General features: G+C 64.3%; 20 protein-coding genes and 1 riboswitch. Of the genes, 5 read left to right on the top strand and 15 right to left on the bottom strand.

The annotated features are described in order from the left end of the window. Nucleotides 1-30: 30 nt before the first annotated feature. The 6 genes from proB to AC1MBU_RS09295 form a co-directional block, all read right to left on the bottom strand. On the bottom strand, nucleotides 31-1,179 hold the full coding sequence (gene proB / locus AC1MBU_RS09320; protein ID WP_479787053.1) for a glutamate 5-kinase: 1,149 nt from the start codon (nucleotides 1,177-1,179) through the stop codon (nucleotides 31-33). 43 nt (nucleotides 1,180-1,222) lie between these two features. Beyond that, the gene (gene obgE / locus AC1MBU_RS09315; protein WP_479787052.1) at nucleotides 1,223-2,830 is read right to left on the bottom strand and encodes a GTPase ObgE; all 1,608 of its coding nucleotides are present in this window, start codon (nucleotides 2,828-2,830) and stop codon (nucleotides 1,223-1,225) included. 131 nt (nucleotides 2,831-2,961) lie between these two features. After that, entirely contained in the window at nucleotides 2,962-3,222 is a 261-nt protein-coding gene (gene rpmA / locus AC1MBU_RS09310; RefSeq protein WP_026545518.1) for a 50S ribosomal protein L27, read from the bottom strand. A gap of 56 nt (nucleotides 3,223-3,278) precedes the next feature. After that, entirely contained in the window at nucleotides 3,279-3,587 is a 309-nt protein-coding gene (gene rplU / locus AC1MBU_RS09305) for a 50S ribosomal protein L21 (RefSeq protein WP_056547291.1), read from the bottom strand. Nucleotides 3,588-3,740: 153 nt separating this feature from the next. After that, nucleotides 3,741-5,321 carry a bifunctional hydroxymethylpyrimidine kinase/phosphomethylpyrimidine kinase gene (locus AC1MBU_RS09300; protein WP_479787050.1) on the bottom strand — a complete coding sequence of 527 codons (1,581 nt, stop codon included), beginning with the start codon at nucleotides 5,319-5,321 and terminating at the stop codon, nucleotides 3,741-3,743. After that, a riboswitch (TPP riboswitch) is annotated at nucleotides 5,313-5,428 on the bottom strand. (Overlaps the previous gene by 9 nt.) Nucleotides 5,429-5,521: 93 nt before the next feature. Beyond that, nucleotides 5,522-8,899: an Rne/Rng family ribonuclease gene (locus AC1MBU_RS09295; protein ID WP_479787048.1), complete on the bottom strand. Its 3,378-nt coding sequence runs from the start codon at nucleotides 8,897-8,899 to the stop codon at nucleotides 5,522-5,524. Between the two features lie 412 nt (nucleotides 8,900-9,311). On the opposite strand from AC1MBU_RS09295, the gene AC1MBU_RS09290 reads away from it, so the two are divergent. Continuing rightward, nucleotides 9,312-9,941, top strand: a complete 630-nt coding sequence (locus tag AC1MBU_RS09290; RefSeq protein WP_277359709.1) for a vitamin K epoxide reductase family protein — start codon at nucleotides 9,312-9,314, stop codon at nucleotides 9,939-9,941. A 15-nt stretch (nucleotides 9,942-9,956) separates the two neighbouring features. Here AC1MBU_RS09290 and dxs read toward each other — a convergent pair whose 3' ends face one another. From dxs to AC1MBU_RS09270, 4 genes are all read right to left on the bottom strand, one after another. After that, on the bottom strand, nucleotides 9,957-11,930 hold the full coding sequence (gene dxs / locus AC1MBU_RS09285) for a 1-deoxy-D-xylulose-5-phosphate synthase (protein ID WP_471673337.1): 1,974 nt from the start codon (nucleotides 11,928-11,930) through the stop codon (nucleotides 9,957-9,959). A 174-nt stretch (nucleotides 11,931-12,104) separates the two neighbouring features. After that, a complete protein-coding gene (gene acnA, locus AC1MBU_RS09280; protein WP_277359711.1) occupies nucleotides 12,105-14,900 on the bottom strand; it encodes an aconitate hydratase AcnA in 2,796 nt (931 codons plus the stop codon). A gap of 171 nt (nucleotides 14,901-15,071) precedes the next feature. Beyond that, nucleotides 15,072-16,373 (bottom strand): class I SAM-dependent RNA methyltransferase, encoded by a 1,302-nt coding sequence (locus AC1MBU_RS09275; protein WP_479787047.1) that lies wholly within the window; start codon nucleotides 16,371-16,373, stop codon nucleotides 15,072-15,074. Continuing rightward, nucleotides 16,370-18,346, bottom strand: coding sequence for an APC family permease (locus tag AC1MBU_RS09270; protein ID WP_479787045.1), 1,977 nt, complete (start codon nucleotides 18,344-18,346; stop codon nucleotides 16,370-16,372). Before AC1MBU_RS09270 ends, AC1MBU_RS09275 begins: the two co-directional genes overlap by 4 nt. A gap of 93 nt (nucleotides 18,347-18,439) precedes the next feature. Here AC1MBU_RS09270 and AC1MBU_RS09265 point away from each other — a divergent pair, with 93 nt between their 5' ends. Next, nucleotides 18,440-19,114: a potassium channel family protein gene (locus tag AC1MBU_RS09265; RefSeq protein WP_056547271.1), complete on the top strand. Its 675-nt coding sequence runs from the start codon at nucleotides 18,440-18,442 to the stop codon at nucleotides 19,112-19,114. Then, on the top strand, nucleotides 19,111-19,773 hold the full coding sequence (locus tag AC1MBU_RS09260; protein WP_056547268.1) for a potassium channel family protein: 663 nt from the start codon (nucleotides 19,111-19,113) through the stop codon (nucleotides 19,771-19,773). Before AC1MBU_RS09265 ends, AC1MBU_RS09260 begins: the two co-directional genes overlap by 4 nt. Nucleotides 19,774-19,783: 10 nt before the next feature. Here AC1MBU_RS09260 and AC1MBU_RS09255 read toward each other — a convergent pair whose 3' ends face one another. The 4 genes from AC1MBU_RS09255 to dut all read right to left on the bottom strand — a co-directional run bounded on the left by AC1MBU_RS09255 (nucleotide 19,784) and on the right by dut (nucleotide 22,172). After that, nucleotides 19,784-20,521 (bottom strand): DUF3159 domain-containing protein, encoded by a 738-nt coding sequence (locus AC1MBU_RS09255; RefSeq protein WP_479787044.1) that lies wholly within the window; start codon nucleotides 20,519-20,521, stop codon nucleotides 19,784-19,786. Then, nucleotides 20,518-20,778: a hypothetical protein gene (locus tag AC1MBU_RS09250; RefSeq protein WP_346028348.1), complete on the bottom strand. Its 261-nt coding sequence runs from the start codon at nucleotides 20,776-20,778 to the stop codon at nucleotides 20,518-20,520. Before AC1MBU_RS09250 ends, AC1MBU_RS09255 begins: the two co-directional genes overlap by 4 nt. A gap of 85 nt (nucleotides 20,779-20,863) precedes the next feature. After that, the gene (locus AC1MBU_RS09245; protein WP_479787043.1) at nucleotides 20,864-21,637 is read right to left on the bottom strand and encodes a DUF3710 domain-containing protein; all 774 of its coding nucleotides are present in this window, start codon (nucleotides 21,635-21,637) and stop codon (nucleotides 20,864-20,866) included. Nucleotides 21,638-21,692: 55 nt separating this feature from the next. Beyond that, on the bottom strand, nucleotides 21,693-22,172 hold the full coding sequence (gene dut, locus AC1MBU_RS09240) for a dUTP diphosphatase (protein ID WP_277359506.1): 480 nt from the start codon (nucleotides 22,170-22,172) through the stop codon (nucleotides 21,693-21,695). 195 nt (nucleotides 22,173-22,367) lie between these two features. Between dut and AC1MBU_RS09235 the strand changes: the two genes are divergently transcribed. Then, nucleotides 22,368-22,838, top strand: coding sequence for a DUF3093 domain-containing protein (locus AC1MBU_RS09235; RefSeq protein WP_056547256.1), 471 nt, complete (start codon nucleotides 22,368-22,370; stop codon nucleotides 22,836-22,838). A 51-nt stretch (nucleotides 22,839-22,889) separates the two neighbouring features. Here AC1MBU_RS09235 and AC1MBU_RS09230 read toward each other — a convergent pair whose 3' ends face one another. Then, entirely contained in the window at nucleotides 22,890-23,189 is a 300-nt protein-coding gene (locus tag AC1MBU_RS09230; protein ID WP_056547253.1) for a DUF4193 domain-containing protein, read from the bottom strand. 276 nt (nucleotides 23,190-23,465) lie between these two features. On the opposite strand from AC1MBU_RS09230, the gene sepH reads away from it, so the two are divergent. Then, entirely contained in the window at nucleotides 23,466-24,752 is a 1,287-nt protein-coding gene (sepH, locus tag AC1MBU_RS09225; RefSeq protein WP_479787042.1) for a septation protein SepH, read from the top strand. Nucleotides 24,753-24,757: the final 5 nt, after the last annotated feature.

Genomic DNA, 24,757 nt, shown 5'->3' with positions numbered 1-24,757 from the left:
ACGAGCGCGTCCTCCCAACCCCAGCCGGGGTCAGGAAGGTGCGACCGTATTGAGCACGACCAGGTCGTTGACGTGCACCACTGAACGCTCGTATTCCCTGCCGAGTTCCTTCGACAGCTCGCGGGTGGTCCTGCCGAGCATCCGCGGCAACTCGAATGAGCTATAGTTCACAAGCCCCCGGGCAATGACCGAACCGGTTCGGTCCACCATCTCGACGGGATCCCCTGCCTCAAACTCTCCGCCGACTGAAACGATTCCCGCCGACAGGAGCGACCGCCGCCGCTCCCCCACGGCTTTGGCCGCGCCGTCGTCAAGCGTGAGCGTTCCCTGAATCCGGGCCAGGTGGGCCAGCCAGAGCAGGCGGATCGGCTGGCGGCGGCCATTGGTGCTGAACCAGGTTCCCACGTCCTCTCCAGCCAATGCCGGTCCGGCATTATCCGCCGATGTGACCAGTGCTGGAATGCCGGAGGAAGCGGCGATCGTGGCGGCTTCGACCTTCGTCACCATACCGCCCGTACCGACCCCGGCCTTCCCGGTCTTGCCGATGCTCACCCCTTCGAGGTCCTGAGGTCCACCGACTTCGGGGATGCGCTTTGCTCCGTCCTTGGGTGGACCGTCATAGAGGGAGTCGACATCAGAAAGCAGGATCAGCGCATCAGCCTTGACCAGGTGGGCAACCAGGGCAGCCAGGCGGTCATTGTCCCCGAAGCGGATCTCGGAGCTTGCCACGGTGTCGTTCTCGTTGACGATGGGGACCACGCCGAAGTTCAGGAGCCGCTCCATTGCGCGGTGCGCATTCGCGTAGTGGCTTCGCCGTATCAGGTCATCGAGGGTCAGCAGGACCTGGCTGACGGTGACCCCGTGAGCGCCGAATGCGTGGGTGTAGCGCGCCATGAGCAGGCCCTGCCCCACACTGGCAGCCGCCTGCTGCGACGAGAGCTGGTTCGGTCGCCGTGGGAGTCCAAGCGGAGCGAGGCCCGCTGCAATTGCGCCCGAGGAGACAAGGATGACCTCGGTTCCTTCGTTATGGCGGGCAGCGAGCACATCGGACAGGGCGAACAGCGCTTCATCGGAGAGTCCTCCGGAGAGCGACGTGAGGGAAGATGAACCTACCTTGACAACAATTCTCTTGGCCTTCGCCAGTCCGGAGCGGGTTTTGATCGGGCGCTTTACTGTCATCTATTCCTTCTGTTGATTGCGGACTTTCTGGTGCTCGGCGAAATCAGTCCTCGCCAGCGTCACCGCCGGAGCCGGTGTCGGTGGCGCCGTCGTTCTTCGCTGCCTTCGGACCGGAGTGCTTGTAGTTGACCGACTCCGTCCAGATGCCGGCCCTCCGCTCTGCCTCGAGTTCTTCGCGCGCTGCGGCCCGCGCATCCTTCCGGTTCTGGTGGTCCTCACGCTTCTGGTCACGCGTGGGGCGCACGTACTCGGCCAAACGGATGTCGGTACCGCGCGGAGAAGCGAGAAGTTCAGCACCGCCCATCATGGTTGGCTCCCAGTCGAAGACGACGCCGTCGCCCTCGCCGATCACCACGGTGTCCCCCGGCTTCGCTCCGCTCCTAAAGAGCTGTTCCTCAACACCCAACTTAGCGAGCCTGTCCGCAAGGTAGCCAACAGCCTCGTCATTTGTGAAGTCGGTCTGCTTCACCCAGCGCTCGGGCTTCTCACCCAACACCCGAAAGAGGGGTTCGAGGTTTTTCTCCTCGCGCCGGATGACGAATCCCTTTTCGTTGACTGCGCGCGGACGGAGCACCGGAGGAGCCACAACCGGAGGTGCGGTTTTGAGCAGCTCGCGGGCCTCGCGCACAATCTCCGCCATCGCGAACCCGAGCTGCCGGAGCCCTTCATGGCTTGTAGCTGACACCTCGAAGACACGGTAACCGCGGGCTTCAAGTTCCGGACGCACAAACTCTGCCATGTCACGGCCGTCTGGCACATCCACCTTATTGAGTGCCACCAGGCGCGGACGCTCATTGAGCGGCACAACCTCACCGCCGGGACCGGCGTAACTCATGTCAACGGCGTAGCGATCAAGCTCGCTCTCAATGATTTCAAGGTCCTTCAGCGGATCCCTGTCAGTCTCAAGCGCGGCGCAGTCAAGCACATGGACGAGGGCGGCGCACCGTTCGACGTGTCGAAGGAAGTCATGGCCCAGTCCCCTGCCCTCGCTTGCGCCCTCAATAAGTCCGGGGACATCCGCGATGGTGAAGCGGACCTCGCCGGCCTGTACGACTCCAAGGTTGGGACGCAGAGTGGTGAACGGGTAGTCAGCAATCTTGGGGCGGGCCGCAGACATGGCGGCAATGAGGCTGGACTTGCCGGCCGAGGGGAACCCGACCAGGGCGATGTCAGCGATGGATTTGAGTTCCAGCACCACATCCCGGGCATCACCCGGAATACCCAGGAGTGCAAACCCGGGTGCCTTGCGTTTCTGCGACGATAGTGAGGAGTTACCGAGACCACCCTGTCCACCGGCTGCTGCCACATACTCGGTACCGGCGCCGACAAGGTCAGCCAGCACTTCGCCGTCGCGCGTCTTCACTACCGTGCCGTCCGGAACGGGAAGGATGAGCGTCTCGCCCCTCTTTCCCTCGCGCCAGTCACCCATGCCGTTTCCACCGTTGGTGGCATGGCGGTGCGGGGCATGATGGTAGTCCAGCAGGGTTGTGGTCTGCGGTTCCACACGAAGGATGACGGCTCCGCCGTCGCCGCCGTTCCCACCGTCAGGCCCGCCCAGCGGCTTGAACTTCTCCCGCTTGACCGAGACGCACCCGTGCCCGCCGGTGCCGCCCGAGACGTGCAGAACTACCCGGTCAACGAAGCTTGCCACGGTGTACTCCTCTTGAGAAACTTCTCATTTTTGCCGAGTTTATCGGCTTAAAAGAAAATGGGGTGAGCCTGATTGGCTCACCCCACCCTAGTGCTCTTGTATAACGCTGCTATGGTGTGCGGTTGCGAGTACTACTCGGCAGCCGCACCCACGATGTTGACAACGCGACGTCCACGGCGGGTACCGAACTCAACGGCACCGGCTTCCAGGGCGAACAGCGTGTCATCGCCGCCACGACCGACGTTGGCGCCGGGGTGGAAGTGGGTTCCGCGCTGGCGGACGATGATTTCGCCTGCCTTGACGACCTGTCCGCCGAAGCGCTTCACGCCGAGGTACTGCGCATTGGAGTCGCGACCGTTGCGAGTGGAACTCGCACCCTTCTTATGTGCCATCTGTTATGCCTGCCCTTTTCTGAAACAGAATCTTTGGATCAAGGAACCTGCAGCGGTTACTTGATACCCGTGATCTTGACCTTGGTGAGCTCTGAACGGTGACCCTGGCGCTTCTTGTAGCCGGTCTTGTTCTTGAACTTCTGGATAACAATCTTCGGGCCCCGAAGATTCTCGACGATTTCGGCAGTGACACTGACCTTTGCCAGGTCCTGTGCTGCTGAAGTCACCTTGTCGCCGTCTACCAGAAGGAGAGCAGGCAGCTGGAAGCTGCTGCCGGCCTCACCGGGGACGCGGTCAAGGGTTACGAGGTCTCCCACGGAAACCTTTTCTTGGCGGCCGCCTGCGCGGACAATCGCGTACACCACTTGGGAACTCACTTCTCTCGACGATCAAACTGTTTGCATACTGTTTCCGGGACCGTACGCTGTTGTCAGCGCAGCCGGAGGGGTGCTAGTGCACTCACGATGCATCCACGCCCCGAAAATAGCCATACGAGGGCGCCGCACCGAAGATCTAGATTACGGCAATTTCGCGGAATCCCGCAAATCAAGGCGTGTCGGCGCGTCAAAAAACTCATGTTCATACCAGGCAGATGCTTCGAACGCCTCGACCATTGCCTCCCTGTCTGCGGGCGGGGCAGCAGCGAAACACGAATCTGCGATGGAAATTGCACGTGCGGTGGCCTCCGCGAACGCTGGATCGGCGTACGTTTCCAGCCAGTTTGCGTACGGGTGGTCCGGGCTGGCTCCGTTGCCGATCCACTGCGAGTGCAGGGCATTGCCCACGTGTGCGTAAAGCCAGTAGCACGGCAGGACCGCCGCCACCAGGACGGCGTAGCCTGCGTTGGCAGAGGCTGCCAGCAGATGGTCAACGTAGGCCCTCGTCACCGGCCCCTGGGCCGGTGACTGCCCGCGTCCGGTCAGCCACGTCCGGTGGAGCTCGGATTCCACCTCAAGGCAACTGAGTGCCGACTTCGCCCAGAAGAGTTGCTCAGCCTCGCTGGGTGCAAGAGCGCTTGCCCTGGACAGCACGCGCGAGTAGCCCCTCAGATACATGGCGTCCTGTGCCAGATAATACGCAAACTGTTCAGGCGACAGGCTACCGTCGCCGAGCGCCCGTACGAACCCGAGCGTCTCGATCGCCAGACGGTGGCTTGTGGTGAGCTCCCAGACCTGCTCGCTGAACGGGCGCTCCTCTGGCGGGGGCGCCGGGATCGGCCTGGGTACGAACTCATGGAAGTGATGGATCGGTCCGTTTCCCTGCCCCACGTTGAGCTCGTCGGCTCGTTCGAGCGCGCCCCGAAGCCATTTCTTCACGATCAGCAGCGACTGGTGCCAGTTCCCGGTGCGGGTCTGGACGGTCGCCAGGGCCGCCGAAAGGGAGCAGCCGGTACCGTGCGTGTTCCGTGTATCGATGCGAGTACCGCCCACCACGGAGACTGTGCCGGCGTCGCCGGACGCGTCTACGAGCGCGTCCGGGCATTCCAGGGCACCTTCCAGATGGCCGCCCTTGACCAGCACCGAGGTACCCGTTGAAGCTGCAAGCCGTTTGCCCTGCTCCACAGCCGCTTCCCAGCCTGTCGCAACCGGCTCGCCGAGCAGTACCGCGAGCTCCGGCAGGTTCGGCGTCACGAGGTCAGCGAGCGGCACCAGGGCGCGCAACTCGTCCTCCGCGTCGGAGGCCAGCAGCCTGTCCCCGCTGGTTGCAACCATGACCGGATCGAGGACGATGACGGCCCCGGTCGCTCGCGGCAGCCATCGCCTGACTGTGCGGATGGTTTCCGCGTCTCCGAGCATCCCGATCTTCACCGCATCAATGGTGACGTCATCACTGACCGCCTGCAGCTGTTCATCGAGGAACGTCGACGGCGGTGTATGCACGCTGCGCACCCCGCGGGTGTTCTGCGCAACAAGGGAAGTGACTACCGCCATACCGTAGCCACCCTGCGCCCCGATGCTTTTCAGGTCAGCCTGAAGACCAGCCCCGCCGGTGGGGTCTGTTCCCGCAATGCTCAGCACGTGCGGAATAGTCCGCGCCCGCGCTGGAACCGATAGGGCTTCTGTGTGCTCCACTGTGTCTACGAGCGTGCGAATACTCATCCGCGACATCCCTCCGCTAGGCCAAAGGCCGCCTATTGACGGCCATCTCTAGATCAGGTTCAACGCGTTTCATCTCAGCCCGGAACCGGGCACCGCGTGTCACTGTGGCCTACCCTACCGTGCAGGGGGCTCACCGCCCGCAATCAGAACACGCCGCCCCCTTCAGACCGGGAACGGCGCGTTCCGTCGAGCGACGATTGCTACAGCTCGGAGGCCGGCACCCCGACTCCCAGGATCATGGGCTCGTCCGACTGCTGCGGTTTGGGCGCAGCTTTGCCGGCACGTGCAACATACTGTGTTCCGGCTGCCGGTGCGTCCGCCACGGTAGCGGCACGCTCGATCGTGGCGTTCTCAGCCGAGCCCTGGGCGCTGCTGGCGGCTCGGTGCCGCCGCTTACGGTGACCGGACGATGGGGCCGCACCGGAGCCGTCCGCGGACATGCCCTGCCTCGCCGCCTCCTGGCCCGCCGGGGCCCGACGCGCCGGTTCGTCCTCCGCAGGCGCCATGGTCCCGCTGGCCGGGCTCGCAGGATCCTCGCGCGCCGGGCTGCCGGAATCCGCCCCACCCGCCGTAGGGAAGCGGTTGAAGGCCTCCGTCAGACTCTCCAGGGTCAGGGCCGGCTCCGGACGGACGGAAGCAGGCGCGTTCTCCGCTTTGGGGAGCGTCACCTGCTCCCCATTGATCGTCAGCACAGCGGCCGACGACGGCGCTTCCGCCACCGGCGAGACTCCTTGCCCGTGATCGTGCTCATGCGCCGCATGAGTGGCAGCGGCGATGCTGGCCAGGGCAGCCCGCGCGGCTTCGGCACGAGCCTGGCGTTCGGCGTCGTCGGCCCTCGGTTCCGGCGGGGAAACGTGCTCCTCCTCCACCGGCGGAGTCTTCGCCCGGCGCTTGCGTTCGCTGCGGGACATCTTCTCCTGGCGCAGGTGCTGCTGGTGGTTCTCCGTCGACACAGCGTGCCTGCGGTGCTCAACAGGTTCGTCATGGGTGACGACACCGCGACCCGCACAGTGCTCGCAGTTCTCGCCGAACACCTCCAGCAGCCCGGTTCCCATCCGCTTGCGGGTCATTTGGACGAGGCCCAGCGAGGTGACCTCAGCGACCTGATGCTTGGTCCGGTCCCGTCCGAGGCATTCGACGAGCCGCCGCAGCACGAGGTCGCGGTTCGCCTCGAGCACCATGTCGATGAAGTCGATGACGATGATGCCGCCGATGTCGCGCAGGCGAAGCTGCCGGACGACTTCCTCAGCCGCTTCAAGGTTGTTCTTGGTGACGGTTTCCTCGAGATTGCCGCCGCTGCCGGTGAACTTGCCTGTGTTCACATCGACCACGGTCATGGCTTCGGTCCGGTCGATCACCAGCGAGCCGCCGGAAGGCAGGAACACCTTGCGGTCCAGTGCCTTGTGGATCTGCTCGTCGATGCGCCGGGCCGTGAAGATGTCCTCGTCCTTCGTCCACTTCTCGAGCCTGCCCACGAGATCCGGGGCGACGTACATGACGTACGCCTCTATTGTGTCCCAGGCTTCCTCGCCGGAGACGATCAACTTGGAGAAGTCCTCGTTGAAGACGTCCCGGACCACCTTGATGGTCAGGTCCGGTTCACCGTAGAGCAGTTCCGGCGCGAGCGTCTTGGTTGACTTCGCCTTGCCCTCAATTGTCTCCCACTGGGAGCGGAGGCGGTTGATGTCGTGGGTCAGTTCCTCTTCGCTGGCCCCCTCTGCCGCGGTGCGCACGATGACGCCTGCGTTCTCCGGGAGCCGGTCCTTGAGGATCCGCTTGAGGCGATTGCGCTCAACGTCGGGAAGCTTGCGGGAGATTCCGGTCATGGAGCCGCCCGGCACGTACACCAGGTACCGCCCGGGAAGGGAGATCTGGCTGGTCAGCCGTGCGCCCTTGTGGCCCACCGGATCCTTGGTGACCTGCACCAGCACCGGGTCGCCCGACTTCAGCGCAAGCTCGATGCGGCGCGGCTGGCCGTCCAGTCCGGCCGCGTCCCAGTTGACCTCGCCGGCATACAGTACGGCGTTGCGTCCCCGCCCGATATCGATGAACGCAGCTTCCATGCTGGGCAGGACGTTCTGGACCTTGCCGAGGTAGACGTTCCCGATCAACGAATCCTGCTGGGTCTTGGACACGAAGTGCTCCGCGAGCACTCCGTCCTCCATGACACCGATCTGGATCCTGTCGTCGCGCTGGCGGACCACCATCTGGCGGTCAACGGATTCACGACGTGCAAGGAACTCCGCCTCGGTGATGACCTGGCGGCGCCTGCCCGAATCCCTCGACTCACGACGGCGCTGCTTCTTGGCTTCCAGCCGGGTGGATCCCTTCACGCTGGTCACCTGGTCCGACGGCGCTTCCTGGCTCTGCCGCGGCGCACGGACACGCGTGATCGTGTTCGGCGGATCATCATCCTGCCCGCCGGTAAGTTCGAGGTCCTCATCACCGCGGCGGCGGCGACGGCGACGGCGGGAGGTCACCGGCTCGCTCTCCTCACCGGATTCCGCCGGCCCCTGGTTCCGGGCCTCCGGCCCGGATTCGGAGGCCTCAGACTCCGTCGCCCGGCTGCGGCTCCTGCTGCGCCTGCTCCGGCGGCGTCCGCGCCCGTCGTCGTCGCCCTCGGTATTGTCTTCGGCGTCTTCGGTAACAGCCTTCGGAGCGGTCTTCGGCGGCGTCCGCGGCACAACCGCGGTGAGGTCCGGAGCGTGGAAGAGCAGGGATACCGGCGAATCCGGAACGGCGAAGGGGTCCAGGCCGGCACGGTCATCCGCTTCGGCGCCCCCGGAAGCGACGTCCTCGTCGGCCGCAGCGTCTGGTGCCGGCGCAGCCTCCGGTGCGCCGGCAGCAGTCTGAGCGTCCTGGCTTACGCCCGTTCCAGCGCTCCCGGAATCGGCGAAGTCATCTGCAGGCCCCGCGCTGCGTGTTGCTCGACGGCTGCGCGTCGGGCGGGATCGGCGGGGAGCTTCTTCGGCCGCCGGCACTTCGGGAGCACCGGCAGACTGAACATCCGGCGCAACAGTTTCCGTGGCAGCAGGCTCAACTGCTGCTGGGGGTTCTACTGCCGACCCTCCGGTAGCCCCCTCCACGGTGGCTGCCTTCGTTGCCACACGACGACGGCGGACGGGCCGCTCCGGCGAGGAACCGGCCTCATCCGGCGCCTCCGCTGAGGCCTCGGACGGCTCAGGACTCACATCGGTCGCGGATTTGCGGGTACGCCGGGTGCGCGCGGGCTTCTTTTCTGCTGCGGGTGCATCGCTCGAAAACTGGCCCTCTTCGACGACAGCTTCGCCGGTCGGGGCGTCAGTAGAAGTTCCGGAAGCACCGGCGTTTGAACCGACCGACGGCGGCTGGGATGGGGACTCGGGCAGGCTGACCTCAGGCTGTGACGCCCGCCGGGAAGTCCGGCGGCGCGCGGGTTGCGCGGCCTCTTCACCGTCAGCGGCCGCCGGTACGGCTTCCGGACGCTCAGCTACGTCCTCATTTTTCCTGCGTCGGGTACGCGGCGCCTTGAGCGCCGGCGCTTCCTGCTCAGCTGTGTCCGTCAGGACCTCTGAGGTGTCTGATGCGTTTGTATCCATATTCGGCTGTGCTCCACCCCCGCGAACGGCGTCCACATTCCGTCGCCGCGAGGCGCTTGGTCGGGTGTCCGCGGCGTGAGTGCACGCGCCACCCGGAAGTCGTTATTGTGTCGTTCGAGGTCGCGCCAACCATGGGGCGCGGCATCACTCGAAGACCAGTGGCGCTTTTCCTGCCCGATCGCTGAAAACCAGCGCGGGTCCTGCCCGGCGGATTCTGCGGGGTTCACCATCAAGTGCCAAATCCGCAGGAGCGTCGCCGGCAGAACCGGAAGCCTGTCACTGGACCGGCACCGGAATGTGGTTCCCGCACCAGCCACGTTCATTGTCTCACACGCCCATCACCACCGCCTGTACCGGCCGCTAGACTCGCTGGTGGCAAACAAGCCGGCACAGCGATACCGAGGAGGGGCGCATGCCCGAGGACGCCCGGACAGAGCCGGCGGGTTGGAGCGGAAGCACTCAACCTGCGTTGGCCGGCGACCGCGGTATGGCGTGGTTGATGGCCGTGTGCGGCGTCGTCGGCTTTCTGGCCTCGGGGCAACTGGTCCTGGAACGGATCGCGCTGTACGAGAATCCGAACTACGTGACGTCCTGCGACATCAGCCCGTTTGTCTCCTGCGGCGAGGTGTTCCGCACCTGGCAGGCGGCGTTGTTCGGGTTTCCCAATCCGCTGATCGGCCTTGTTGCCTTCACGATCATCCTCACGACGGCGATGGTCCTGTTCTCGGGTGCGCGTCCGGCCCGCTGGTACTGGCGCGGCCTGCAGATCGGAGTCAGCCTCGGGTTCATTTTTGTCGTCTGGCTTTGGAGCCAGGCGCTGTTCGTGATCCACATCCTGTGCCTGTACTGTATGGCGGTGTGGGCAGTTCTGATCGTCCTGACTGTCCTGCTGACGGCGCGGAACATCATCCGTGGAGATCTTCCGGCGCCCGGAGGCATACGGCGGTTCCTTGCCGAATGGGCCTGGCCGCTCACCGTGCTGCTGCTCGTAGCGACCGCGGCCTCTGTGTTCTTCAGTTTCTCCCGGGCATTCCTCGGCTGAGCTGTGTCCGGCGGGTTAGAGCTTAGGCAGCTGACCCGTGGCCGAAGGCACCTCACCGGGCAACGGACGCGCCACGGGCACCTTGGTTCCGAGCACCTGCTCCACTGTGTCCTGTGCAACCTTCCGGGCAGTCAGCCCGACACGCTCCAGAACCTCGCTGCGTGAGCCATGGTCAAGGAATTCCACCGGCAGGCCAACCTCGTTGAGTGCCGTATCCACGCCGGCAGAGCGCATCTCCTGCCGAATGCGCGAACCGACGCCGCCGGCACGCACCCCGTCCTCGATGACGACGACGATGCGGTGCTCGGCAGCAAGCTCAATGACTGAACGGGCCACCGGCAATACCCACCGCGGATCGATGACGGTGGAACTGATCCCCTGGGCCCCCAACCGGTTGGATACATCAAGCGCGAGTTCGCTCATGGCTCCGACGCTGACAATCAGGACATCATTCTGGCGGGAACCGGCCGGTCTGCGGCAAAGGACGTCCACCCCGTCGGAGAGCCGTTCAACAGCCTCAACCTCGACACCGACGTTACCCTTCGAGTAACGCACCACCGAGGGTGCATCGCCGATGGCCACCGCCTCGCGGAGTTCCTCCCGAAGCCGGGTGGCATCACGCGGCGCCGCCAGATGCAGCCCCGGTACGATCTGCAGCATCGAGAGATCCCACATACCATGGTGGCTCGCGCCGTCGGGCCCGGTAACTCCGGAGCGGTCCAGCACAATGGTCACGCCCGCCTTATGGAGGGCGACATCCATCAGAAGCTGATCGAAAGCACGGTTCAGGAAGGTGGCGTACAGCCCGATCACCGGATGGAGGCCGCCAAAAGCCATGCCGGCTGCACTGGTGAGAGCATGCTGTTCCGCAATGCCGACGTCGAACACCCGGTCCGGATGGTTCGCGGCAAACTTGTGGAGCCCGACCGGAATGAGCATGGCGCCGGTAATGCCGACGATGTCCTGCCGCTCATCGGCTATGGCCGCAATTTCCTCGGCGAAAACCGAGGTCCATGACTGTACTCCCCCGGCGCCGATCGGCTCGCCGGTTTCAGGATCAATGATTCCGACGGCGTGGAACTGGTCTGCTTCATCGGCACGTGCGGGCGCGTAGCCGTGGCCTTTCTCGGTAATGGCATGGACGATGACCGGACCACCATAGTTTTTGGCCTGGGTCAGTGCGTGCTCTACCGCAGCGAGGTCATGACCGTTGATGGGGCCAATGTATTTCATGCCCAGATCCTCGAAGAGGCCCTGGGGCGCCCACCAGTCCTTCACGCCCTTCTTGGTGGCGTGCAGGCTCTTGTAGGCGAAGCGGCCGACTGTACCGCCGTTCTGCAGCTTGCGCTTCCACCAGTCGAGGGTGCCCTCATACACGCGGTGGGTACGCACCGTGTCAAGGGTTGGCCGCAGCGAGGCGAGGTAGTCAGCAACCCCGCCGATTGTGGGTGCGTAGGAGCGACCGTTGTCATTGACGACAATCACGACCCGGCGCCGTTGGTCAGCGGCGATGTTGTTGATCGCTTCCCAGGCCATTCCGCCGGTCAGGGCGCCGTCGCCGATCAGGACAACGGCAGTGCGATCCTCCTCGCCGTTCAACACGCGCGCCCGCGAGATGCCATCCGCCCACGAAAGCGACGCCGAGGCGTGCGAGCTTTCAACGACGTCGTGGACTGATTCAGCACGGGAAGGATAGCCCGAGAGCCCGCCCTGCTGGCGCAGGGAATCAAAATTCTGACGTCCGGTCAGGAGTTTGTGCACATAGGACTGGTGCCCGGTGTCAAAGACAATACTGTCGCGAGGGGAGTCAAACACCCGATGAATGCCGATTGTCAGCTCAACAACGCCCAGGTTGGGACCCAGATGGCCGCCGGTTCGCGACACGGTACGGATGAGGAAGGCACGTATCTCCGCTGCCAGGCGGGAAAGCTGCTGTCCTGACAACCTGGTGAGGTCCTGTGGGCTGTGGATGGTCTCCAGGAGTCCCATCGCGCCTCCTTCTGCTACTTGTGATTCACGGCACCGGTGCGTTCTCACACGCTGTTAACTCTAACGCGGCCTGCCGCCCAGCCGTGCCCGCGGCCGTCGCGCGCCGCCGGTGCAACACAAAACACGCCGCTCCCAATACCGGGAACGGCGTGTTTTGCATGGACGGGGGCTCGGTCAGGACGCCGCTGCCAACTGGCGCAGGACGTACTGCAGAATTCCGCCGTTGCGGTAGTAGTCAGCTTCACCCGGCGTGTCGATGCGGAGGACAGCATCGAAGGTGACCGGACTACCGTCCTCTTCCGGAGTGGCCGTCACCTTGACGGTTGCCGGCGAGTTGCCGTTGTTCAGCTCGGTGACGCCCTCAATGGCAAACGTCTCAGTTCCGGTCAGTTTGAGCGTTGCAGCATTTTCACCGGCAGGGAACTGCAGGGGCAGCACACCCATACCGATGAGGTTTGACCGGTGGATACGCTCGTAGCTTTCTGCGATGACGGCCTTGACTCCGAGCAGCGCAGTGCCCTTGGCAGCCCAGTCACGCGATGACCCTGAACCGTATTCCTTGCCCGCGAGGACAACCAGCGGTGTCTCTGCGGCCTGGTAGTTCATCGCGGCATCGTAGATATAGGCCTGCGGTCCGCCGGTCTGCGTGAAGTCGCGGGTGAAGCCGCCCTCTACTCCATCGAGCAGCATGTTGCGCAGCCGGATGTTTGCGAAGGTGCCGCGGATCATTACCTCGTGGTTGCCGCGGCGTGATCCGTAGGAGTTGAAGTCCTTGCGGGCTACGCCATGCTCGAGGAGGTAACGGCCCGCCGGGCTGTCGGACTTGAACGATCCCGCGGGGCTGATGTGGTCGGTGGTGACGGAATCACCGAGCTTGGCGAGCACGCGGGCTCCCTCAATGTCCGCTACCGGCTCCGGTTGGGCCTGCATGCCCTCGAAGTACGGAGGCTTGCGCACGTAGGTGGAGTCCTCCGCCCAGGCGAAGGTGTCGCCCTCCGGGGTATCGAGCGCCTTCCAGCGGTCATCGCCGTCGAACACTCCCTCGTAGCCCTTTGAGAACATGGCCTCGTCAATCGAGGAATCGATGACCTGCTGCACTTCGGTGGGGCTCGGCCAGATGTCCTGCAGGAAGACGTCGTTGCCTGACTCGTCCTGTCCGAGCGGATCATTCTCGAAGTCGAAGTCCATGGTTCCAGCCAGCGCGTAGGCAATGACCAGCGGCGGCGACGCGAGGTAATTCATCTTGACGTCGGGGTTGATGCGGCCCTCGAAGTTCCGGTTGCCCGAGAGCACTGCAGCAACCGAGAGGTCGTTGTTCTGGATCGCGTTGGAGATTTCCTCCTCAAGCGGACCGGAATTGCCGATGCAGGTGGCGCAGCCGTAGCCCACGATGAAGAAGCCAAGCTTTTCCAGGTACGGAGTCAGCCCGGACTTGTCATAGTAATCGGTGACAACCTTCGAGCCGGGTGCCACGGAAGTTTTCACCCAGGGCTTCGAAGCGAGGCCCTTGTCCACGGCATTCCGGGCGAGCAGCGCCGCGGCCAGCATCACTGACGGGTTCGAGGTGTTGGTGCACGAGGTGATCGACGCGATGCTTACTGCACCGTGGTCGAGGATGAATTCCCGCCCGTCCGCCATATTGACCTTGACCGGCCGGGACGGCCGTCCGTTTGCCGATGCTGCAGCGGAATGCTTGAGCGTGGACGTCATGGCAGGGACGTCGGAGGCCGGGAAAGACTCCTCGAGCGCCTCGTCCAGCGCTGCGTCATCAGCGTTACCGGTGTAGTTGTGGATGTCCTTGCGGAACTGCTCCTTGGAGTCCGTCAGGGCGATGCGGTCCTGGGGCCGCTTTGGCCCTGCGATGGAAGGAACAACGGTGGACAGGTCCAACTCGATGTACTCCGAGAAACGGATCTCACGCGAGGGGTCATGCCAGAGGCCCTGTTCCTTGGTGTAGGACTCCACGAGCGCGACACTCTCTTCGGAGCGACCGGTGAGGCGCAGGTACTCGAGCGTGACGTCGTCGATGGGGAACATGGCGGCCGTTGAACCGAATTCCGGGCTCATGTTGCCGATGGTGGCGCGGTTGGCCAGCGGAACCTCTGCAACGCCTTCGCCGTAGAACTCAACAAACTTCCCGACGACGCCATGCTTGCGGAGCATCTCCGTGATGGTCAGAACTACGTCGGTTGCCGTTGCGCCGGCCGGGATTGAGCCGGTGAGCTTGAAGCCGACGACGCGTGGAATCAGCATCGACACGGGCTGGCCAAGCATCGCGGCCTCGGCCTCGATGCCGCCGACGCCCCAACCCAGCACGCCCAGGCCATTGACCATGGTGGTGTGGGAGTCGGTGCCGACGCAGGTGTCAGGATAGGCACGCAGCGTACCGTCTACCTCGCGGGTCATGACCGTACGCGCCAGGTATTCGATGTTGACCTGGTGCACAATGCCCGTTCCGGGGGGAACAACCTTGAAGTCATCAAAGGCGGTCTGGCCCCAGCGCAGGAACTGGTAACGCTCGCCATTGCGCTCGTATTCAATCTCCATGTTGCGCTCGATCGCCTCGGAATTGCCGAAGACGTCGATCTGCACGGAGTGGTCGATGACCATTTCAGCAGGTGCGAGCGGGTTGACGCGCGCCGGATCTCCGCCGAGCTCCTTGACAGCTTCCCGCATGGTGGCCAGATCCACGACACAGGGCACGCCGGTGAAGTCCTGCATCAGGACGCGCGCCGGAGTGAACTGGATTTCGGTACTCGGCTGGGCGTCTGCGTCCCAGTCTGCGAGGGCGCGAATGTGATCCGCAGTGATATTTGCGCCGTCCTCGGTGCGCAGCAGGTTCTCGAGCAGAACCTTGAGGCTGTACGGAAGGCTCTCGGCGCCTTCAACTGCATTCAACCGGAAAATCTCATATTCGGCACCGGCGACGTCTAGTACGCCTTTGGAACCGAAGCTGTCCACACTACTCATGTCAGGACTCCTCTCGCCGTCTTCTATCCTTGTTCCGGCGGGCGCGAGCTGCTAGTTAGGAGTACCTAAGACTCCAGCAGGAGCAGGTGTCGGGTTTTCGCGTCGATCATAAGGCCGCGAAGTCCACGCGGAACAACATTTTCATCCTATCGGTATGCAGCGATCGAGCGCTCACTCTCCGCGGAAGACTGCCACCGACTCCATGTGGTGCGTGTGCGGATACAGGTCAAGCACGCGCAGGGATTCAAGGCTCCATCCCGCCGCCGTGAAGTAGGCGGCATCGCGGGCGAAGGAAGCCGGATCGCAGGATACGTACACCACCGACTTTGCGCCGGTTCCGGTCATGGCCCGAACGACCTCCCTGCCTGCACCGGCCCGCGGCGGATCCAGCACGACGGCGTCCAGATGCGGCCGGCGCTCACGCAGCACCTTCTCCACCTTGCCCTGCACGATATCCACGTGGGCACGCCCGTGGAGATTCCTCCGCGCGTCACGGCTCGCTGCCGATGATCCCTCGACGGAGAGGACGGAACCCGCCTCACCGACGCGTTCCGCGAGCGCTGCGGTGAACAATCCCGCTCCGGCATACAAATCCGCCAACCGCAGGCCGGGCGCTGCATCGAGGCCCTCGAGCACCGCCGCTGTCAGGACCGCCGGGGCACTACGGTGGATCTGCCAGAAGCCCTCTCCGGTGACCCGGAAGCTATGGTTTCCAACGGTTTCACGCACCCAGGTCTTACCGCGGAGCTGCGTCAGCGAGCCCGTTTCAGGGTTCCACGCCGCCACCGACGCGCCCTGGATTTCCTCAGCTACCGTCCGGATCCTGCGGTTAGGCCGATCCTGTCGGGTGTTGAGCAGCACCAGCGGCTCATCATCCCCGGACCCCGCGGCGACTTCCACTCCATCCAGGCCGCTGAAGTCCAGGTTCCAGAGCGCCAGGCCATTGATCGCAGGAACGGCCAGCGGCATATCGGCCACCGGAATCAGCACGTTCGAGCGGTGCTCATGCATGGCAAGATGCCCGTCTGGATCGACGGCGAAACCCACCCGGGTGCGCCATCCCAGCCCGTCCGGCGCTTCATCGGGAACCGGTTCGACGGTGATGTCGCGCTCGATCTTTCCAAGGCGCACAAGCTGCTCCGAGAAGATTTCACTCTTCAGACGGCGCTGCGCGGACAGGTCGATGTGACCGAATTCCGCGCCTCCCACCGGACGGGTGCCGCGCAGTCCGGCGAGGCCGGCGTCAGCCAACGGCCATGGGTGGTTCACGCGGTCGGAAGAGGACTGGAGCACCTCCGTGGCGTCCGCGCGCCAGAAGCGGGCGTCGTCGTCGTGCTCGGTCAGGCGTGCCTTCACCACCTCTCCGGGCAGCGCGTGGCGCACGAAGATCACCCTGCCCTCGTGCCGGGCAACGCAGTGCCCGCCGTGGGCGGGCGGACCGATGGTTAGTTCGAGTTCTGGGTTCTGGGTCACCTGAGGTCCTGGGATTCGCGGGCGGCGTCGGAGGATGCCAACTGCCATGGCACGCTTGCCACCATAACCCCCGGCTCGAAGTGCAGCCGGGTCTTGATGCGCAGCGCGGTCTGGTTGTGGACCAGCTGCTCCCACCATTTACCGACGACGTATTCCGGGATATAGACCACAATGAGGTCCCGCGGCGAATTCCGCCGCATGGACTTGATGTAGTCCATGATCGGCTGGATGGTGTCCCGGTAGGGCGAGGCGAGGACGGTGATCGGCACCGGGAGCTCGAGCCGGTCCCAGTCCTCGAGCGTGCGGCGGGTCTCTTCGGCGTCGACATCAACCACGATCGCATCAAGTTTTGAGGGGCGGGACGCACGGGCGAAGGCCAGCGCGCGCAGGACCGGCTTGCGCACATGCGACACGAGAATGACGGCGTGGACCCGTGAGGGCAGGGCGCGGGCGGAGGCGGCGTCGTCGATCGCAAGTTCACGCGCCACCTGGTCATAGTGCATTTTGATGCTGAGCATGACCGCGAAGAGCACCACCATCGCAAGGACTGCGATCCAGGCTCCGAACTCGAATTTGGTCACCAGGACCACCACGAGCACTGCGGCGGTGAGTACAAATCCGATCGAGTTGATGGCGCGGGACTTGTTCATCTGCCGCCGGTGCTTCTTGTCGACGGTGCTGCGCAGTTCCCGGGTCCAGTGCTTGATCAGCGCGAGCTGGGTGGCGGTGAAGGAGACGAAGACGCCGACGATGTACAGCTGCACCAGCTGGGTGACGTCCGCCCGGAAGACAACGATCAGCGCAATGGCCCCGAGACCCAGCGCCATGATGCCGTTGCTGAAGGTGAGCCGGTCGCCGCGGGTACGCAGCTGACGTGGAAGGTATCCATCCTTGGCGAGGATCGATGCCAGCACCGGGAAGCCGTTGAACGCTCCGTGCGCGGCCAGCAGGAGGATGAGCGCAGTCGCTGACACAACCACGATGAACGGCAGGCTTCCGCCGTCGAAGATGGTTCTGGCAAGTTGGCTGATCACCGGGTTCTGGACGTAGGAGCCTCCCACGGGTTCACCACCAAGCAGCAGCTGCTCCGACGGATTCTGCACCACATGCACGCGGGTCGCGTTCGCCAGGTAAATAACCCCCGCCGTCATCGCCGACGCGACCACGCCCAGGACGAGCAGCGTGCTCGCTGCATTGCGGCCGCGCGGCGGTTCGAAACTCGGCACGTTTGCGCTCGGTGCCTCCACGCCGGTCAGCGCAGCCGCGCCCGAGGAGAACGCCCGCAGGATGAGCAGCGCTCCGGCCAGTCCTACCAGACCGCTCTCGAACGCCGGATCCGGAATGATCTCGAAGCGGGCACTCGGCGCCTCCCCCAGCGTCCCGGAGAGCCGCTGCACGATCCCGGCCACGCAGAGCGCGAGGATCGCCGCCATGAAGATATAGGACGGGACGGCCAGGACCCGTGCGTCCCGTGTGAATCCCCGCAGGTTCACAAGCACCAGAACGACGACGGCGCCCGCCGCCAGCGCGCTCTGCGTGCCCGCCAGGGCCGGCGCCAGCGAGATTAGATAGTGCGCGGCGGCGGAGACCGACACCGCCACGGTGAGGACGTAATCCACCATGAGGGCCGCGGCGACGGTCACGCCGGCCCCGTTGCCCAGATTGCGCCGGGCGATCTCATAATCGCCACCGCCTGAAGGATAGGCGTGCACTGATTGACGGTAGGACGCTATGACCACCAGCAGCACCACGATGACGGCGAGACCCACCCAGGGCGACACAGCAACAGCTGTAACGCCCGCCAGCGCGAGGGTGAGGAGAATCTCGTCCGGCGAGTACGCTGCCGAGGACAGCGCGCTGGTGGAGAACAGCGGCATGGCGATCTTCTTGGGCAGGGTCTCATGCCGGAGCCGGTCATTGCGGAACGGTTTGCCCACCAGCACCCGCTTGACGGCCTCGAAGAATGTCAGCACAGCCCACAGACTAGCGCGTTTGAGCGGCGTCGCCTCTACCGGACCACTACGCTTAGGTCTGACAATCGGGAAGCAGACAACCAGGGGTGGTCAGTGGCGCATTTCGTAATCATGGGTTGCGGCCGGGTGGGAGTCAGCCTTGCGCATACGCTCGACGAGTCCGGGCACAGCGTTGCGATCATCGATCAGGACGACCGCGCGTTCCGCCGGCTGAGGGGCTCATTCGGCGGCCGCAAGGTTACGGGTGTGGGGTTTGACCGCGACACCCTGAAAAACGCCGACATTGAAAACGCCTATGCCTTTGCGGCTGTCTCCAGCGGAGACAATTCGAATATCCTTGCAACCCGGGTTGCCCGGGAGATCTTTCACGTGCCGCACGTCGTCGCCAGGATCTACGATCCCGGACGGGCCGAAATCTACCAGCGGCTGGGAATACCCACGGTGGCGGCGGTCCGGTGGAGCGCCGACCAGGTTCTGCGCCGGATTCTGCCTGAACAGAGCATCAACGGTGACTTCCGTGAATCCTCGGGCAGGCTCATCCTCGGTGAACTCGCACTCCATGACGGTTGGCTCGGCAGGTCTGTGAAGGAAATCGAATCAGCGGCAGGGGTCCGCGTTGCTTACCTCACCCGATTCGGCGAGGGAATGCTGCCGGTCTCCGGGACCAGCTACCAGGAAGGCGATGTAGTCCACGCCATGATGGAAACTGTCGCAACAGACGAAGTGGCTCGGGTACTGTCGAAGCCGCCTCGGGAGGAGCAGGAATGAAGGTTGTCATTGCCGGGGCCGGGAGTGTCGGGTCATCCATCGCGCGCGAACTTCTCTCCAATAACCACGACATCCTGCTGATTGACGAGAAGCCGGAGGTGGTCGGCCGAAGCGGGTTGAAGGGCGCGCGCTGGCTGATCGGCGATGCCTGTGAACTCACCACCCTGAAGGACGCCCGGCTGGATGAGGCCGACGTCGTTGTCTCGGCTACCGGTGATGACAAGGTGAATCTGGTGGTTTCCCTCCTCGCGAAGAGCGAGTTCGGGGTAGGGCGCACAGTGGGCCGGGTCAACAACCCGAAGAACGACTGGATGTTCGACGACTCCTGGGGCGTGGATGTAGCGGTGAACACTCCGCGACTGATGACCGCGCTCGTGGAGGAAGCGGTGGAGATCGGCGACCTGGTGCGACTGCTGACGCTACAGACCGGTGTCTCAGCGATTGTGGAGTTCACTGTTCCGCAGGATTCCCCGCTCGTGGGACGGACTCTCGGATCGATTGAACTGCCGGCCGACTGCACGGCCGTGGCGATCCTCCGTGACGATGCCCCCATCACGCCCAGCCCCGATGATGTTGTCGAAGCCGGCGATGAACTGTTCTTCGTCGCTGCAATTGCCGCGGAAGACGCACTGAGAGCAGCTCTACGGCCCGCTTCCTGACAAGCCTGTGTCAGGCCGGGGGATGCTCCTTCTTCACAAGCGCCGGCCGGGAGACGAGCCAGGCGAACCAGAGCCCGAGCGCATAGAGCGGAACTCCCATCGCAACCCGGGCGGTGCCGAGCGCCGCGATATTGTCTGCCAGATACAGCGGCACCTGCACGATGAGCCGCAGCGCGAGCACGGCAACGATCAGCCAGGTGGCCAGCGAGTAGGCCCGGATCCTCGACGCGTTCCTGCGCCACTCGGTTCCCTCTCCCCGGATGAAGCCGAAGAGCAGCCCGGCCAGCGGCCACTTGACCGCAATGGAAACGACCATGCCCACGATATACGCGGCATTGGTGAAAAAACCCGGAAGGAAAAAGTCTTCCGCGTTGCCGGTCCGGTTGGCGACGAACGCGCAGATTCCCACACCAATCAGCCCGGACAGAGCCTGGGTGAGCGGTGTCTTGGTCAGCAATCGAGTGATCGTGAAGACGGCCGAGACGGCAAGGGCAACGATGAGCGAGATCTGCAGGTCCCGCAGGATGGTGAAAACCACCGTGAACAGAAGACCCGGAAGGATGCTCTCGGCCAGACCACGCGTACCCCCGATCGACTGGAGGACGTCAATTCGCCCGCTTTCGTCCTGACGAACCCCGGCCTTTGCCGCATACTGGCCGGCAAGCGCACTCATGCTCAAGTCTGGAACCGGTTCCCCGGGATTATCCGAGGCGTCGCCGCCGGTGCGGTCCTCAGCGGGCTGGTTCACAGTGACTCCTCAGGACGGCAGACAATCTCGTACCGCGGGTTGTGGATGGTGGGAATGCCGTCGATGAGGCTGACCATGCCCTCGAAAGCCAGATCGACTCCGGGGTCGATCCCCGGGATGCGGCGCTGACCGATCCAGACAAGCCGGACGCGGGTTCCCGGGGGCGCGGCTTCCGCGGCCGGGGAGGCAGCCCGCTGGGTGTGCAGGGCAATCGTGGCGTCGAACTGCGGCGCGGAGCTGCGTGGCAGAATCCTCACCCGTTCGACGAAGCCGCTGCCGGCGAACCGTCCGCGCGCCGGTAATGGAGCCGGTGCCGCTGCCGGGTTCCCTGGTGCACCCTGGTCAGCCAATGTGAGTGATCTCGGGGCCCCGCCGAAGCGGGTCATCCGGTGTCGCTTTTGGCTGCTCAGGCTGCTTCGGGGCTCCGGCGTCCTTCGGCAGCTTGAGCGGAAGGAGTTCACGCGGAGGCAGCGGATGGTCTCCTCGAACCACAACCACGTTGCGGAAGAGCTGCTCCATGGGCCCGGCGATGGCAGAATCCATGGCAGCGGGGCCGCCGAACACTCCCCGGAGGAACCACCTCGGACCGTCAACGCCGACAAATCTGGCAACGCGGAAACCGGCGCGGCCGTCCGGTGTCTGCGCGGGTAGCTTGGCAATCAGTTCAGTCCCGAACTCGCCCTGCCGCTCCGAGACGGTTCCGCCCTGCGAGCCCACCGAGGCACCAATCTGCTCACGGATTTCATCCCAGAGCCCCTCCGACCGTGGAGCGGCGAAGGCCTGGAGCTGCAGGTTGGAGCCATTGATATCCAGCGTCACAGCGATCACGCGTTTGGTCCGTTCCTCAACCTCGAGGCGGAGCTGAAGGTTCTCGGCAGCGGCAATGCGGAGGGCGCCGAGGTCGATGTACCCCGCCGCTGTGTCTTTCTCCGACTCATCGAATGGGCCTGTTGAAGCACGTCCGGGAGTCGGCTCAGCCTGAGCTGGAGCATTCTCTGCACCACGTTCTTCGCGGTCCCCTGCGGTTTCGTCAGGCGAGATCGATGCCGTGTCGTCTTGAGCTGTCTCTGCTGCTTCGCTCTGATGCTGGCTTTTCTTGCGGCGCCCGAAGATCATGATCGGGTTCCTCCTTCGATGGTCATGGGCAGCTGGTCGCTGCCGGTCGGTTGCGTCAGCGTGAGGCTTCTGCGGTCGGAGCGAATCCGCCCGTGGATCCGAAACCGCCGGCTCCGCGCGCTGAGTCCGGAAGGTTCTCCACCGCTACGAATGTCGCCTGCTCCACCTTCTGAATAACCAGTTGGGCGATGCGGTCGCCCCGGCGGAAAGTCAACGGCGCCGACGCATCGGTATTGAGCAGCGTCACGGCAATTTCTCCGCGATAACCGGCGTCTACCGTGCCGGGCGCGTTGACCACAGTGATTCCGTGCCGTGCAGCCAGCCCCGACCGGGGGTGGACGAACGCCGCGTACCCTATCGGCAGTGCGATGCAGACACCGGTAGGAATGAGTGCGCGCTCGCCCGGCTGGAGTTCAAAGTCGATCCTCGTGGACAGGTCGGCGCCGGCGTCACCAGCGTGTGCATAAGCAGGCGGCTCGAGTCCGTCGTCGAGCATTTTGATCTGCACGGATAGAGCTTCCGCGGTATCAAGCATGTCTTCTCCTGCACGATTCTTTGATGGCACGGTTCTTTGGGGGCGGGCACTGCACGCGCTGCTCACCGGCGCGATGCGCCGAAAGCGCGGAATGCGCCGGAGCCCTTTGCTCCTTTTACTCTAGCGCTTCCACCTGTGGGCCAGCGCCTTCGCGCCAGGATGAAAAGCGGTCGGAAAGGTGCTTAGCTAGCTGACATGCCTACAGGATCCGCCGGTGAATCGGTTCTTTACGAAGAGAAGTTGTGGCCGGCACCGTGGATCTGGATGGTGGTGGCCGGCGCAGCCGTCGCCTCGGTGTTCACGTTCATACCGATCAGCATCGAGGCGGGGATTGTTGCCGCCGTCGTTGTTGCGGCCGTATTGACCACCCTGCTGGTGCTGTCCACACCGCGAATTCGGGTAACCGCTGCGGAACTCCAGGTGGGCAAGGCACAGATCGAGCGCCGGTACCTCGGCGACGTCACGGCGTTCACAGGCGCCGACGCCACCGCGCAGCGCGGAACCGAGCTGCATGGGAGGGCCTACCTCTGCATTCGCGGGTGGATCTCGCCCGTCGTCAGGATCACGATCGAGGACGCAGAGGATCCCACGCCGTACTGGTTGACGTCGACGAGGCGGCCGGAGCAGCTCAAAGCCGCGCTGACCGCCCCGGCGCAGGGAGTGTGACGCTTCGGCACGCGACACGAACGGGTGAGAGCATCCGGAAGATAGCGGAAGTCAGCCTTCACAGTCCTTGCAGTAGGCCAACCCGCCCTTTTCCTTCGCAATCTGTGAGCGATGACGCACCAGGAAGCACGAGGCACACGTGAATTCGTCGGCCTGGGCGGGGAGCACGCGCACAAGCAGTTCTTCGCCGGAGAGGTCGGCGCCGGGAAGCTCAAAGCCTTCCGCAGCCTCCGTCTCATCCTCGTCGACAACCGCGGACTGCTTGTCCGTGCGGCGGGACTTCAGCTCTTCAATCGAGTCTTCGCTGACTTCGTCATCAGTCTTCCGCGGCGCATCATAGTCAGTCGCCATAGTTAGTAGTTCACGCTCCGGTGGATGTAAGTGGTCATAGGTGCCATGGTCAAATCCGCGCTACAGGAACGGTGCCGTAAAGCGCAGGAATCCTGTCCGTGTCACAACGCTGAGAGGGCCGCTTTTGTGCCCGCACCGCAGAGATTGTTGCTGATCGCTCCCTCAAAAGCCAATCAGAGCACAAGTTCCGCGCCACACCAGGGATGGAGTAGGAGCCAACCCCTTTGAATGGCAGAGTTTCACTGAAAGTAATGTATGTCGGCTGGAGGGTTTTTCATGCAGGAGCTACGGCTGGTAGGCGTGGATGAGGGCGGAGGTCATCTGCTGCTGAGCGGTGAGGGCGGGGCTTCGTTCCGCCTGCCCGTCAACGAGGCGTTGCGGATGGCGAGCTCGAGGCCATCCACACGTCCGGCGGCACGGCAGGAGCCGTCCGCTGATACCGAGCGGCCGGGCGGTGCAGCCAAGCGCCCCTCCCTTGCGCCCCGAGATATTCAGGCGAGGATCCGCAGCGGCGCAACCGCCCAGGACATCGTCGATGAGACGGGCGTCGAACTGCAGCACGTGCTGCGCTACGAAGGCCCGGTCCGCGCCGAACGCGACTACATGGCTCACCTGGCGCAGCGCGTGGAAGTCGCCTCCCCGCTGCCGTCCAATGACGGATACCGCTCCGCGTTCGGCGAAAACCCGGCCCAGCTTGAGGATATGGTGCGCTTCCGGCTGCGCGCCTTCGGAGTGGACCCTGATACAGCGCAATGGGACGCCTGGCGAAAGCCGGATGGTTTGTGGGCGGTCGTGGTCAGGTTCGAGCTGCCCACAGGATCCGCCGCCTCCGTCGGTGAGGAGCCGCCGGCGCAGTGGACGTTCAACCCGTCCCGGCGCGCGGTCCTCAACGCAAACCGCTGGGCGCAGGTCCTGAGCGAGCTTGAGCCGCTGGATGGTCCGCTGCCCTCCCGGAAGCTGAGTGCGGTCGCGGACAGGGTCTTCGATTTTGAAACGGATGCGGCCGTTGACTCCCCTGAAGAGGACGATTCCGACGAACTGCTCGAAGTACTGCGCTCACGCCGAGGGCAGCGGCTGGGTGCGGATGAAGACGGCGATGATGCGCTGGCCCTGATGCTCGCCAAGGGCCACATTCCAGCCGCTCACCCCCGCCAGGGAGCTGACGAGGCAGAGGGCACCGACGATTCCGGCAGCGCTGATCCGACTCCCTTCCCGGGGCTGAGCCTGGCTCCCTCCATTTTTGAAGGCAAAGACTCCGAAGACCACACGTACGACGACGGCACTCCCCGTCTTTTCGAAGGCGTCAGCACCGACACGCGTGAAGTAAGCGTCATCGCGAGGCCGCAGCGCTTCGCCCGCGACACTGACGAGGCTGCGGTTCCGCGGTCCGAGAGCAGGGGGTCGGACCGCCGCTCGGAAGGGTCACCGGAACGAGTTCCGGAATCGGAACCGGACGATGCTCCAGCCAAAGCAACTGATCAGAACGCTGACCGGAAACTGAAGCCCCGGCGTTCCAGCGTGCCCAGCTGGGACGAGATCGTGTTCGGGACCAAGGGCGACTAACAGTC

This window comes from Arthrobacter sp. PTI12, from assembly GCF_056679915.1.
The sequence above is the reverse complement of the archived record's forward strand: the minus strand, read 5'-3'. Positions and strand labels throughout refer to the sequence as shown.